Origin of the sequence: Gandjariella thermophila (assembly GCF_005405885.1) — a bacterium.
In the GTDB taxonomy this organism is placed as follows: Bacteria; Actinomycetota; Actinomycetes; order Mycobacteriales; family Pseudonocardiaceae; genus Gandjariella; species Gandjariella thermophila.
In genome coordinates this window covers 1-13,464 of sequence record NZ_BJFL01000006.1, presented here as the reverse complement: position 1 = coordinate 13,464, position 13,464 = coordinate 1, and the positions used below count along the sequence as shown (strand labels likewise).

Genomic DNA, 13,464 nt, shown 5'->3' with positions numbered 1-13,464 from the left:
TGCCGTCGGTCGGCCGCGGGTGAGTCGGAAGGGATCAGCGTGTTCGAGAATTTTCCTCGACCGCCACCGCCACCGCCACCGCCACCGCCCCGCGCGGATGCTCCGTGTCGCCGCCGCTCTCGACGTGCGGCGCGGTGTTCCTGCGTGGATGGAGCCGCCCGGACGGGGACCGGGTGGCTGGGCGGGGGATTCTGCGTGTGGGGTGCGGCGGGCCGTCACGGCCTCTGCACAGGCTGTCAGTACCACCAGGCATGATGGGGAACCGGGCACGCAGACCACTCCCGGAGGAGCAAGTGCCAGAGCATCAGTACCAGACGTTCGCCCACCTGACCACGCCGAACGCCGAGCTGTACCGGCAGGTCATGGGCGTGTTGATGCAGGCCAAGCGGCGGTTCGTGGTGCACCTGCGCCCCGAGGACGTGCACGAGGCACTTGTCGCGGAGTGTCCCGACGGCGTGGCCGCTCCCGATCTCCGGACCGTGACGGACGCGCTGAACAACCTGGAGGAGTGGGGCAACCTTCGCGCTGATCCGGACACCAGCCGGGTCACCACGGTCGAGGATTTCCACCGCGCCCGCTTCCTCTACCAGCTCACCTCCGCGGGTGAAGCAGTGGAAAAGGCACTGGCCGCCTACGACGAGGCGTTGGGCAAGCGGGGTGCACTGCAGGCCGTCGCGCTCGCCGACATCGTCACCCAGTTGCGGGCGCTGCTCGAACTGGCCACGGTTGCGGCCCCGGACCCGGCGAAGACGCACCTCCTGCTGCGCGGGCTGGTCGACCGGTTCACCGACCTGGCCGGCAACGCGCAGGCGTTCATGGGCTCGTTGCAGCGCACCATCGACCTGCACGACGCAGACGTCGACGCCTTCCGCTCCTACAAGGACCGGCTTATTGACTACCTCGAACGTTTCGTGAAGGACCTGGTGACCACCGGGGCGGAGATAGCGACCCTGCTGCACCGGATCGAGGAGTCCGGTGTCGACCGGCTGCTGGCGCTGGCCGCACGGCGGGAGGCGGAGGACGCGGCTCCCGGCGCGGGCGACGGCGAGGCGGACGACCCGCGTGCCGTCGCGTTCGCGCAGGGGCTGGCCTCCTGGCGGGAACGGTGGGGTGGCCTGCGGCAGTGGTTCGTCAGTGAGCCGAACCATCCCAGCCAGGCCAAGCTGCTGCGGTCCCGCGCCCGCGCGGCCATCCCGCAGTTGCTGCAGGTCGTGGCCAGCCTCAACGAGCGGCGCGCCGGCCGGTCGGACCGCTCCGCCGACTTCCGCACGCTGGCCCGCTGGTTCGCTCAGGCGCCGGACACGGACGCCATGCACCAGCTCTGGCGGGCCGCCTTCGGCCTGTCCTCCGCCCGCCACCTCACCACCAACGGGGACACCCTGGCCGAGGAGACGGAGAACCCGGTGCCGCCCAGCACCCCGTGGGCGCAGGCACCGCCGGTGGTGATCAGCCCGATACTGAAGCGCACCGGCAGCTACGAGCGGCGGGGCAGGCCCAACCGGATCGTGGACCGCGCCGAGCACCGGCGCCTGCTGGCCGAGCGGGCCGCCCAGCAGGCGGCCCAGACCGCCGAGGCCCGTGCTCGGCTGGTCACCACGCACCCCACTCGGCTGAGGGACATCGGTGAGCTGGACGCCACGGCCTTCGACCTGTTCCTCCAGTTGCTCGGGGACGCGCTCGCCGCCCGCAGACCGGGCCAACGGGCGGTGACCACGGCCACCGCGGACGGGACCCTGGAAGTTCGGCTCACCGTACTCGAGGGCGGCGGCACCGCGCAGATCCGCACACCGGCCGGTGTCTTTGGCGGGCCGGACCACCTGATCGAGATCGTTGACCTGGCCGCCGACAGTGTCGAGGAGCGGTCCGCATGACCCATGCCGTGACCGATGCGCTGTCCGCCTCGAAGGCCGACGAGCTGCGCAGGGCGGCCCGCGCCCTGCTGCGTCGCCCGTTGTTGCTCGCCAGTGGACCAACGGCGGACGAGTTCGCGTTGGTGCGCCGGCACGCGTCCGTGCTGCGTGACTGGTTCGAGCGCAACACGGGCTGGCGCGTGCTGGTCGACAGCGAGGTGGCCCGCCTGCTCAAGGTGCATTCCGGCGCCCGCGAGCACACCTACCCCGCGCGGGAGGTCCGCACCCGGGTGCCGTTCGGCCGCCGCCGGTACGTGCTGGCCTGCCTGGCACTGGCCGTGCTGGAGCGCGCGGATGCCCAGATCACCCTGGGCAGGCTTGCCGAACAGGTGGTGCTGGCGGCGGCCGACCCCGAACTTGTCGAGGCCGGCGTGGTGTTCCGGCTGGACAGCCGGGACGAGCGCAGCGACCTGGTGGCCGTGGTCCGGCTGCTGCTTGATCTCGGCGTGCTCAGCCGGGTCGCGGGAGAGGAGGAAGCCTTTGTCAGGGAGTCCGGCGACGTTCTCTACGACGTGCGGCGGCGGGTCCTGGCCGCCCTGCTGGTCACCCCGCGCGGGCCGTCCACCGTCACCGCCCGCGAATTGCCGGAGCGACTCGCCGCGCTGACCGCCGACGCTCTGCCCGACACCGACGACCTGCGCAACCGCGCCATTCGGCACGAGCTGACCCGGCGCCTGCTGGACGAGCCCGTGCTGTACTACGAGGATCTCGACCGGGCCCAGGCCGCGTACCTGACCAGCCAGCGGGCCGCGATCACCCGGCGGATCACCGAACTCACCGGGCTGGTGCCCGAGGTTCGTGCCGAGGGCATCGCCATGGTGGACCCCGCCGACGATCTCACCGACGTCCGCATGCCGGAAAGCGGCACCGAGGGCCACGTGACGCTGCTGCTGGCCGAGTACCTGGCCGACGCCGGTTCCTCCCGCGTGGTGCCGTTGACCGAGTTGCACGAACGGGTGCGGAATCTGGCCAGGGAGCACCGGTCGTTCTGGCGGAAGAGCGCCACCGAGGCGGGCGCCGAAACCGAACTGGTCCGGCTCGCGATCGAGCGGCTCGAGGCGCTGCGGCTGGTGCGCCGGCACCCGGATGGCGTCAGCGCACTCCCCGCCCTCGGCCGCTACGCGATCACCGCACCCACCATTCGCGAGACCGTGACGACCAGGGAGGCCAGGTGAACCGGCCGTTGCCGTTACCGAGCCGCGAACGCTGGCAGCCGCTACGTGCCGGCTTGGTTGATCTCTTCTACTACGACCAAGAGGAGTTCTGGTTCCGCGAGGGTCGCCTGCTGCTGCGCGGCAACAATGGCACCGGAAAGTCGAAGGTGCTTGCCCTGACCCTGCCGTTCCTGCTCGACGGCGAGCTCAGCCCGCACCGGGTGGAGCCGGACGCCGACCCGAAGAAGCGGATGGAGTGGAACCTGCTGCTCGGTGGGGCGCATCCGCACCCGGAACGGCTCGGCTACACGTGGCTGGAGTTTGGCCGGCTGCGGGAGGACGGTACCGCCGACTTCCGCACCCTCGGCTGCGGCCTGAAGGCGGTGTCCGGCAGGGGAATCGCCCGCCACTGGTTCTTCGTGACCTCGCGAAGGATCGGCGCCGATCTGTCTCTTGTGGACGCGACGAGGACCGCGTTGACCCGCGATCGGCTGGACGAGGCGCTCGGCGACCACGGCATGGTCTACGACCGGGTCAGGGAGTACCGGCGAGCGGTGGACGAGACCCTCTTCGGCCTCGGCGAGCAGCGCTACGCCGCGCTGGTGAACCTGCTCATCCAGCTTCGCGCACCACAGTTGTCCAAACGCCCCAGCGAGAAGGCGTTGTCCACCGCGCTCACCGAGGCGTTGCCGCCGCTGGACCAGGCCGTGGTGGCCGACGTCGCGGAGGCGTTCCGCAGCCTGGAGGAGGACCGGGACGCCCTTGCCGCGATGAGCGATGCACAGCAGGGCGCGGACTCCTTCCTCCACCACTACCGCCGCTACGCGCGGACGGCCGCGCGGCGGCGGGCGGCCGAACCGCGCAGGGCACAGTCGGCATACGAGAAGTTGCGCGCCGAGCTTGCCGCCGCCGAGACCGCCTACGCCGAGGCCGGGCAGGAGCTCGAAGCGGCGGAAAGCGCGCTGGCCGAGGTGCAGCAGGCCACGCTGCGCCTGCAGACCAGGGACAAGACGCTGCGCGCCGGGCCGGAGATGCGCAGCGCCCGGGAGTTGGAGCGGGCAGCCGACGACGCCCGCCGGCTCGCCGGCGAGGCCGAGCAGGCGGCCGACGACCGTGCGGCCGCGGCCAGACAGGTGGAGAAGCGGCAAGGCAGGGCCGCCGCGGCACAGTCCCGCGTGTCGGCGGCGGAGCAGGCGCTGGACGCCGCGAGGGGCGAGGCTCTCGATGCCGCGCGAACGGCACGTCTCGCCGAGGCGCATGCGCGCGACGTGGACGCCGCGTTGGACCACACCGCCGAAGGGCAGCCGCGGTCGGCGGCGGAACAGCTCGTTGACCGGCAGCAGCGCGCGACCAACCACGTCGAGGGGCTGATCCGGGCCGCCGAGGAGGCGCGGCGGTCCGTGGCGGCGCGGCGCCAGCGGGTCGATGATCTGGCGAGCGAGGCCGGCGCGCTGGCCGAACGCCGCGCGACGGCCGCCGGCGCCGTGCGGGAACGCGGCGCCGAGCTGGTGGCGGCGACGCGCCGGTATCTGGAGACGGTGCGGGAGTTCCGCGTCGACGACCCGGCGGCCGTGCTTGCCGCGCTGGAGCTGTGGGTGGACACGGTGGACGGGGCGAACCCGGCTCGTGCGGCGGTCGACGTGGCCGGACACGCCGCTGCGGGGCGGTTGGCCCGCGCCGAGGCGGCCCTGGATGGCCGCGCCGAGGAGGCCCGGCGGCGGGAGGCCGAACTGGCGGCGGAGATGCAACGGTTGGAGCGGGGCGAGGACAGCGTTCCGCCGCCGCCGCACACCCGTGATCCGTCCACACGGGATGGTCGGGTCGGTGCGCCGCTGTGGCAACTGGTGGACTTCGCCGACGAACTGGGCAGCGAGGACCGGGCCGGGCTGGAGGCCGCGCTGGAGGCGTCCGGCATGCTTGACGCCTGGATCAGCCCCGACGGTGAGTTGATCTCGCCGGACACCCACGACGTGCTGCTGCGGCCGGAGCCCTCGGCGCCGCGACCCACCGCCAGCCTCGCGGGCACGCTTCGCCCGGCGGTCGACCGGGAGGATCCGCGGGCCGCGGCCGTCTCCGACGAGGCGGTGGTCGCGATCCTGTCCGCGGTCGGTTTCGGCGAGCACAGCGGAGCCACCTGGGTGAGCACGACGGGCCGGTTCCGGCTCGGCGTGCTGGAAGGTGCGTGGCGCAAGCCCACCGCGGTCTACATCGGTCGCGGCGCGCGGGAAGCCGCCCGCAGGGCCAGGCTGGCCGAGCTGCGCGCCGAACTGGCCGAGGTGCGTGCCGAACTCAGCAGCGTCGCCGCCGGCCGCGAGGAGTTGGCGGCGCGCCGCGGTGCGCTCGCCGGTGAGCTTGCCGATTACCCGGATGACGCCGGGCTGCGTTCGGCGCATGCCACGGTGGAAGCCCTCGACGCCGAGGCGGAGCGGCTGGCCGAACGCCAGGCCGCGGCTTCGGAAGCGCTGGCGCGCGCGACCGAGGCGGCCGAACAGGCCGAGGGCGAACTCGCCGAGGGCGCCGCCGAGCTTGGCCTTCCCGCGGACGCCCGACAACTCGCCGCGGTCCGGGACGGCCTGCACCACTACCGGCTCGCGCTCGCCGGGCTGTGGCCGGCCCTGCGCGAGCGGGCCGACGCCCGGCGGGAGGCCGGTGAGGCCGGGGAGGAGCTCGGCCTCGCCGAGGCGGAGTTGGCACTGCGCGCCGAGCGGGCCGGGACGGCCGAACGGGCGGCGGTCGAGGCCGCGGAGCACTACCACACCCTGGACAGCACGGTCGGCGCGGCAGTGGCCGAGCTGCAGCGGCAACTCGCCGAGGTAGCCGAGGAACTGCGCTCCTGCGAGCAGCGACGGCGTGCTGCGGACGGGCGGCGGACCGAGGCCGTCCGCGCGCGGGGCCGTGCCGAGGGCCAGTTGGAGACGCTGCGCGAGCAGCTCGAACCGGTGACCGCGGAACGCTCGGCCGCTGCCGAGTCGCTGCGCCGGTTCACGGCAACGGGTCTGCTCACCGTGGCGGTACCCGAGCTGTCCACTCCGGACACCGCGACACCATGGGCGCCGGACCCGGCGGTGCGCCTGGCCCGGCAGGTGGAGCGCGAGCTCACCGAGGTCACCGACGACGACACGGCGTGGGAACGGGTACAGCGCCGGGTGACGGAGGAGTTCAAGACCCTCGCGGAAACCCTGTCCCGGCACGGCAACACGGCCTCGGCGCGACTGCTGGACGAGGGCATCGTGGTCGACGTGATGTTCCAGGGCCGTCCGTGCACGGTGCCGGAACTGGTTGCCGCGCTGTCGGTCGAGGTGACCGAGCGGCAACGGCTGCTGGACGAGCGTGAGCGGGAGATCCTGGAGAATCACCTGGTCAACGAGGTCGCCAGCACCCTGCAGGAGTTGATATCCGCCGCGGAGGCGCAGGTCGCGCGCATGAACGCCGAACTGGCCGAGCGGCCCACCAGCACCGGGATGCGGCTGCGCCTGCTGTGGCAGCCCGCCGACGACGGCCCCGCGGGACTGGCCGCCGCGCGGGAGCGGCTGTTGCGGCAGACCTCCGATGCCTGGTCCGAGGAGGACCGCGCGGCCGTTGGCGCGTTCCTGCAGGCCAGGATCGCCGAGGTCCGCGCGGAGAACACCGCGGGGACCTGGTTGGAGCACCTCACCGAGGCGCTGGACTACCGCGGCTGGCACCGGTTCGTGATTCAGCGGCACCAGAACGGGCAGTGGCGTTCGGCCACCGGCCCCGCTTCGGGTGGCGAGCGGGTGCTCGCCGCGAGCGTGCCGCTGTTCGCCGCGGCCTCGTCGCACTACGCCTCGGCCGGCAACCCGCACGCCCCTCGGCTGGTCACGCTGGACGAGGCCTTCGCCGGTGTGGACGACGATTCCCGGGCCAAGTGCATGGGGCTGTTGGCCGCGTTCGACCTCGACGTGGTGATGACCAGTGAGCGCGAATGGGGCTGCTACCCGGAAGTGTCCGGGCTGGCCATCGCCCAGCTGTCGCGCACCGACGACGTGCCGGCGGTGCTGGTGACCCCGTGGGAGTGGGACGGACGGCAACGCGTCCGGGTGGCCCGTCCGGACGCGGCCTCGATGGCGACCGCCGGTGACCAGGCGCCGACCACCTCCGTGGAGCAGAACGCCCTGTGGAACTGAGCCACGACCATGCTCGGCTTGCCCGGCTACTCGGCGGGGAGGACCTGGCCTGGCTGGTGGATCGGGTCCGCCGCCGACTGGAACGGGAGGAACCACTGGACGGCAGCGTCACCCTGACCGACGCCACACCCGAGCAGCGGCATGCGGTGCAGCGGCTGCTCGGACGGCGGCCACGTGCCGGCCGGACGTTGCAGGTTTCGCTGCCGGCGGTGGACGAGGTACTCCGCCGTTCCGGCGCCTGCCCGGACGGTCTGGCGGCCGCCGTGGTCGCACTCACCGGCCCGGTCGCGGTCCGGTCTTCGGTTGCCGCGGCACAGGAACGCGCATGGCAGGCGGCGTTCGCGCCGGTGCGGACCGCGACAGCCGCGCGGCCGGAACTGGCGGCGTGGTACGAGCGGTTGCGCGGCAGCGGGCTCGTGCGGCGGCTCGCCGGCACCCCGGAGGCGGCCGTTCCGCTGCTGGTCGAGGTGGCCGCGGTGCTCGACCAGCTCCCGGCATCCGGTGAGCCGCTGGGCCGGTTCGCGGCGCGGGTCACCGGCGACGCGCACGCCCTGGACGACGACCGTCCACTGGCGACACTGGTGATCGGTGCGGCTCGCGCGCTGGCCGGGCTGCCGGCTGGGACGGGTGCGGAATGGCGCCGCGAGGTGTGGGCCGCGGTGGGCCTGCTGCGGGACGAACTGTCCACCACCGTGCTGACCCTTGGCCTGCCCGGCGACGGCAGCACCGCCACCGGAAGGGCACTCGGTGCGTTGCGGGAGGCGGGCCAACCGGTCGCCCTCACCCTGAGGCAGCTCGTTCGGGACGCACCACGCCTCGATGTCGCCGATCGGACCGTGTCGATCTGCGAGAACCCGGTTGTGGTCGCCGACGCGGCGGACCGGCTCGGGTCCGCATGTGCACCACTGGTGTGCAGCAACGGCCAACCCGGGGCAGCGGTGACGCGGCTGCTGCGGCTGCTCGCCGCCGCCGGTGCACGCCTGCGGTTCCACGGTGACTTCGACTGGGGCGGCCTGCGTATCGGCAACGTGCTGCACCGCGGACTGCCGGTCACCGCCTGGCGCTACGACACCCGGGCTTACCAGGGTCTCGTCGCCGCTGGCCTGGGTCGGGAGCTGACCGGCCCACCGATCGACGCGCGCTGGGACCCCGAACTCGGCCCCGCCATGCGCGCCGCCGCGCGGCGGATCGACGAAGAACTCGTTCTCGACGACCTGCTGGTCGACCTGGCCACCTGACGCGGAGGACACCGACGACCTGCGGCACGCAGCCGTGTCGACGTGGCTGAACGGAGACCGTTCCAACGAGCGCGGGCAGCTGATCGACGCGCTCGGTCTTACGCCGCAAACCGCACGATCCGTACCGTCGAGACCGCCACCGTCCGCTGGGCGAACGGGCTGGCGCCTGGTGGCATGTCGTGTCACTAGGCGTGAGTGTTGTTCCTGGTCAGGACGTTGTTGGGTGTTCGGTGTCCAGGTGCAGGATCCGCGGTGGGAGCGCGATGCCGAGGGCGTCGTGCAGCCGGCGGGTCTCGGTGTCGGCGGGGGTGGTCTGCCGGAAGGTCCCGGCGGGTTCTACACCGGTTACGCTTGGTTGGCGCAGGCCGAGACAAACCTGGCGTTCGTCACCAACTACCTGGTCGCCAGGGACCCCGGCGGAGCCGACCTACCTCTGGGATGGGGTTGCGGTGCCGTCGATCACCAGCGCAAAGCGCTGTGGGGCGTCCCTCGTCGACCATCGTCGGCGGCCCTGCGGTCAGGTCTCTTTTTCTGGTTGGGAGCGCAGCAGGGCGTCGGCCCACCGGGCTCGGGGGTCGATGTCCACCAGAAGTGCCTTGGCCAGCAGCGCCAGGGGAATGGACAGCAGCGCGCCGATGGGGCCGAGCACCCACGTCCAGAACACGAGCGAGACGAACGCGACGGTGGTCGACAGCCCCACTGCGTGGCCGGTGAAGCGGGGCTGGATCAGGGACTGGACGACAAAGTTCAGGGCGCTGTAGATGGCGATGACGAACAGCATCAGTTGCCAACCACCGATGAGCAGTCCGAGCAGGGCCGGGGGGAGGACGCCGAGCACGAAGCCGATGTTGGGGATGTAGTTGGTGATGAACGACAGCAGCCCCCACAGGATGGGTAGCGGGATGCCGAGCAGGGCCAGCGCGATGGTGTCCAGGACGGCCACGATCAGCCCGAAGACCGTGGTGACGACCAGGTAGCGGCGGGTGCCGCTGGCGAAGTCGTGCAGCGCGGCGACGACCTGTGGGCGGTCGGTGGCGATGTCGGCGAGCCGTGCTCCCGCACCGTGGGCTTCCAGGCTGAGGAACCCCAGCAGCGCCAGCAGGAACACGAGGCCGGCAGCCGCGTCGGTGACGTTGCTCAGCACGGATCCGGCCGCCTGGGTGAGCTTGCCGAGGTCCAGGGAACGGGCCGCTTCACGCACCTGCCCTGGTCCCACGCCGAACCGGGTCAGTGCCGCGGTCAGCGAGTCGACGAGCGCGGTGGCGCGGCCGGCGTACTGGGGCAGCACGGTGGCCAGGCGTGCCACCGAGACCATGAGCACTAGGCCCAGCATGATGATCACGGCGTAGACCAGCACCACGAGTGCCAGGGTGCTCAGCCAGGCCGGGAGGCCGTGGCGCCGCAGCCAGGCCCGCACTGGGGCGATGGCGATGACGATGACCAACGCGAGGAAGGTCGGCCCGGCGAGCCAGGCGATGCCCTTCATGCCTGCGACGACGACGACCAGGGCGGCGAGGCCGAGCAGCACGACGAGGCCGCGTGGCAACGCCGCGGGGAGGGCCCCGATCGGCTCCCTGTCGTTGGCACGGCCGAACGACTGGCGCGGTGGCCTGGTCACCTGTTTGACGTTAGGGGAGCGCTGTGCGCGGTCATGCCACCTGCCGGCGCCTTCACACGAAAGTTTGGCATGAATATCTTGGTGCCGACCGGCGGTGACGGCTGTTCGCAAAGTGGCCGTCTCGACCGAGCGTACCTACGCTGATCTGCGTGAACGCCACGCCGAGGGCCGCGGCGTCCGGTGGGGGGATAGTGCTTCTCACTCTCGCGGCCGGGCAGTTCCTGATGACTCTGGACACCTCCGTGATGAATGTGTCCATCGCCACGGTGGCCGAGGATGTCGGTACGACGGTCACCGGCATTCAGACCGCGATCACGCTCTACACCCTGGTGATGGCGATGTTCATGATCACCGGTGGCAAGCTCGGCGCGCTGATCGGCCGGCGTCGCGCCTTCAGCATCGGGTGCGTGATCTACGGGTGTGGCTCCCTGACGACCTCGCTGACGCCGGGGCTGGGAACGCTCATTCTGGGTTGGTCGTTCCTCGAGGGGTTGGGTGCTGTGCTCATCATGCCGGCGATCGTGGCACTGGTGGCGTCCAACTTCGGCCGCGCACAGCGCCCGCGGGCCTATGGATTGGTCGCCTCCGCCGGCGCGATGGCCGTCGCGGTCGGGCCCCTGGTCGGCGGACTCGTGACAACCTACTTCTCGTGGCGCTGGATCTTCGCGGGTGAGGTCGTGCTCGTGCTTGCCATCCTCCTGCTTGCCCGTGGGATGGAAGAGGCTCTACCAGAACGCCGCCCGACACTCGACCTCGCTGGCACGGCGCTCTCCGCCGCCGGACTCGGGCTCACCGTCTACGCCGTGCTCCGTTCAAGTACCTGGGGATGGGTGCTGCCCAATGCCGGTGCGCCACATCTGCTGGGCATCTCCATCACCCTTTGGCTGATCCTGACTGGCGCGATCGTGCTGTGGGCGTTCCTCGCCTGGGAACATCGCCGACTCTCGCGAGACCACGAGCCGCTCCTCGATCCGGCCATCCTGGGGAACCGCCAACTCCGGGGCGGGCTGACAGTCTTCTTTTTCCAGTTCCTCCTCCAAGCCGGACTGTTCTTCGTCGTGCCCCTCTTCCTGTCGATCGTGCTCGGACTCTCCGCGCTCCAAACCGGCGCGCGACTACTGCCGCTTTCGATCACCCTGCTCCTGGCGGCCGCCGGCATCCCGAAGGTAGCGCCGCGCGTATCACCTCGCCGTGTCGTTCAAGCTGGACTGTTCGCCCTTTTCGCTGGCCTTGTGGCCTTCCTGGCAGCGCTTCATGTCGGTGCCGGCCCGGAAATCACCACCGGACCCATGCTTCTGGCTGGACTCGGAATCGGATCGCTGGCGTCGCAACTCGGTAGCGTGACCGTTTCAGCAGTACCCGACCAGCAGGCCAGCGAGGTCGGGGGGCTCCAGAACACATCCACAAACCTCGGCGCATCCGTTGGCACCGCGCTCGCCGGCTCAGTGCTCATCGCTGTACTGACCACGTCGTTCCTGCATGGGATCAGCCAGAACCCGGCCGTGCCGAAACAGGTAACCTCCCATGCCGAGGTCACCCTTGCCAGCGGCGTCCCCTTCATATCCGACGCGACACTTGCTCGAACCCTCTCCGATGTCGGAGTGCCGCCCCCCACAGCCGCCGCCATCCTCGGCGAGAACGAGTCAGCCCGCGTGCAGGCGCTGCGCGCAGCAATCGCCACGCTGGCCGTCATTGCAGCGATCTCGCTGTTCTTCACTCGTCATATTCCCACTGAGCAACCCGGCCGGAACCACGAATCGCCCGATACCAAAACGAGCGCGTGACGCGGGGTCCCACGCGGTTGAGTGGACGGCGATCGCGCTGTTGCTCCGTGCCGACCCAGCCCGTCACTGCGGCGGGCAAGCCCCAAGCAAGGTCGGGCCCCGGCAACCCGCTGTACCAGCCCCGTGCGGCGACGGAGACCCGACCCTTGTACGGGGTGATCACGCGGCGGCCGGTCTGGTCGTAGCCGTGGTAGCCCTTGCCGCCCAAGGCGATCAGCCCGGCGTCGCGCAGCGCGGCGAGGATGTTCCAGATCCGGGCGGCGGCGGTGTCGTGGGTGCTGCCGGGCAGGTCGCCGGACACCCACAGGATCGTCCCGTCCGGGGAGGCGATCACCTGCAGGTTCACCCCGTGGATCTTGTGCTTGCCGGAGTAGAAGGGCCGGTCGGCGGCGATCCGGTCAATCGGGATCAGCGTGCCGTCGATCACCACGTAGGCCAGGCCCTGGCGTTTGGCCTTGCGTAGTGCGTCGCGCAGCTTCGGGGCCCGACCGGCCAGCAGTTCGACGACTTCGTTGACATAGCGCCAGCATGTGGTGGTGGAGACCGCGAACCCGGCGCCCACCTCGGCGAACGGCTCGCCCTTGCGCAGGTACACCAGCACCAGCAGTGCCTGCCGTGCGGGGTTGAGCTTGCGCCACACCGAGCCGAGCCGCTTGCGGTGGGAGCGGACCAGGCCGGAGACGAAGGTCAGGGTCTGATGTGACAACGGCAGCGCGGCACGGTAGAACAGCACGTGAAGCCCCTGGCATCTGCAGAACGGTCTTGGTTGATAGCTCTGCTACCAGGGGCTTCGTCATATCCGGGCGTTGCCACGCCGGTGCTCATCAACCTGTGATCAGCAAGACCTTGCCTGCCAACGCATCCAGCCCAGGATAAAAACGGCTCACGGCAGGGGAGAACCGACAGTCGCGAAGGCATAGCGGCTGTTGCGTTCTATCTTTGCCACAGCGAAGGACGACGAGATCATCAGGCGCAACCCGTGCCGGATCAAGGGAGCGGACAAGTCCGAGGCGGGCAAGCGGACGGTTGCATTGCCCGCGTTGCTCGTGCCGGAACTGCGGCGACATCTTGCGGAGTTCGTCGGCGTGGATGGTGGGTCGCTCGTGTTCACCAGCCCGGAGGGTGCTCGGCTTCGCCGGGCCAACTTCCGGCGGTCGGTGAAGTGGGACGACAACAAGCGGAAGGCCGGGCTTCCGCCCGAGTTTCACTTCCACGACCTGCGCCACACCGGCAACCAGCTCGCCGCGGAGGCCGGTGCCAGCACGCGGGAACTGATGTACCGGATGGGCCACTCGACGTTGCGGGCGGCGATGGTCTACCAGCACGCGACGAGCAAGCGCGACCGGGAGATCGCGGCGGAGATGGACCGGCGGGCCAAGGCGGCGATGAGCAAGAAGCAGGCGCGTGGCGTCGGCCGACGTGGTGGGGGCAAGGCCAAGGGCTAATGGCACGCCAATGGCACGACAGACGAAAGGGGTACGGGCCATGATCGCAATGCCGTTAAGTTTGGGTGTTTGGGCAGGCCAGTAGGGGGGTGGCCGGGCCGGTATGGCGGATGTTCTGGTCGGTGGGGCGTTTGACCCGGTAGGAGTTGTGCCGGGCGCGTTTGACGGCG

General features: G+C 71.0%; 7 protein-coding genes and 1 pseudogene. 6 read left to right on the top strand and 2 right to left on the bottom strand.

The features are described from left to right. Positions 1-293: 293 nt before the first annotated feature. From FFT21_RS08435 to FFT21_RS08420, 4 genes are read left to right on the top strand one after another with little or no spacing between them, the layout of a single operon-like run. The gene (locus FFT21_RS08435; protein ID WP_225978223.1) at positions 294-1,871 is read left to right on the top strand and encodes a TIGR02677 family protein; all 1,578 of its coding nucleotides are present in this window, start codon (positions 294-296) and stop codon (positions 1,869-1,871) included. Further along, positions 1,868-3,085, top strand: a complete 1,218-nt coding sequence (locus FFT21_RS08430; protein WP_137813224.1) for a TIGR02678 family protein — start codon at positions 1,868-1,870, stop codon at positions 3,083-3,085. The genes FFT21_RS08435 and FFT21_RS08430 overlap by 4 nt, the downstream gene beginning before the upstream one ends. Continuing rightward, positions 3,082-7,209, top strand: coding sequence for a TIGR02680 family protein (locus FFT21_RS08425; RefSeq protein WP_137813223.1), 4,128 nt, complete (start codon positions 3,082-3,084; stop codon positions 7,207-7,209). The genes FFT21_RS08430 and FFT21_RS08425 overlap by 4 nt, the downstream gene beginning before the upstream one ends. Next, the gene (locus FFT21_RS08420; RefSeq protein WP_225978222.1) at positions 7,200-8,447 is read left to right on the top strand and encodes a TIGR02679 family protein; all 1,248 of its coding nucleotides are present in this window, start codon (positions 7,200-7,202) and stop codon (positions 8,445-8,447) included. Before FFT21_RS08425 ends, FFT21_RS08420 begins: the two co-directional genes overlap by 10 nt. A gap of 517 nt (positions 8,448-8,964) precedes the next feature. Here FFT21_RS08420 and FFT21_RS08415 read toward each other — a convergent pair. Continuing rightward, entirely contained in the window at positions 8,965-10,065 is a 1,101-nt protein-coding gene (locus FFT21_RS08415) for an AI-2E family transporter (protein ID WP_371856747.1), read from the bottom strand. A gap of 149 nt (positions 10,066-10,214) precedes the next feature. Here FFT21_RS08415 and FFT21_RS08410 point away from each other — a divergent pair, with 149 nt between their 5' ends. Next, positions 10,215-11,849: an MFS transporter gene (locus FFT21_RS08410; RefSeq protein WP_225978221.1), complete on the top strand. Its 1,635-nt coding sequence runs from the start codon at positions 10,215-10,217 to the stop codon at positions 11,847-11,849. A 139-nt stretch (positions 11,850-11,988) separates the two neighbouring features. On the opposite strand, the pseudogene FFT21_RS08405 reads toward FFT21_RS08410, so the two are convergent. Then, positions 11,989-12,582, bottom strand: a pseudogene (locus FFT21_RS08405) (transposase family protein); the annotation flags it as partial. Between the two features lie 193 nt (positions 12,583-12,775). On the opposite strand from FFT21_RS08405, the gene FFT21_RS08400 reads away from it, so the two are divergent. Continuing rightward, positions 12,776-13,294 (top strand): tyrosine-type recombinase/integrase, encoded by a 519-nt coding sequence (locus FFT21_RS08400; RefSeq protein WP_225978220.1) that lies wholly within the window; start codon positions 12,776-12,778, stop codon positions 13,292-13,294. The last annotated feature ends 170 nt before the right edge of the window (positions 13,295-13,464 follow it).

What these genes read in the sequence shown, in the direction of transcription:
- FFT21_RS08430 (WP_137813224.1), top strand. Translation starts at nt 1,868, where the DNA reads ATGACCCATGCCGTGACCGATGCGCTGTCCGCCTCGAAGGCCGACGAG.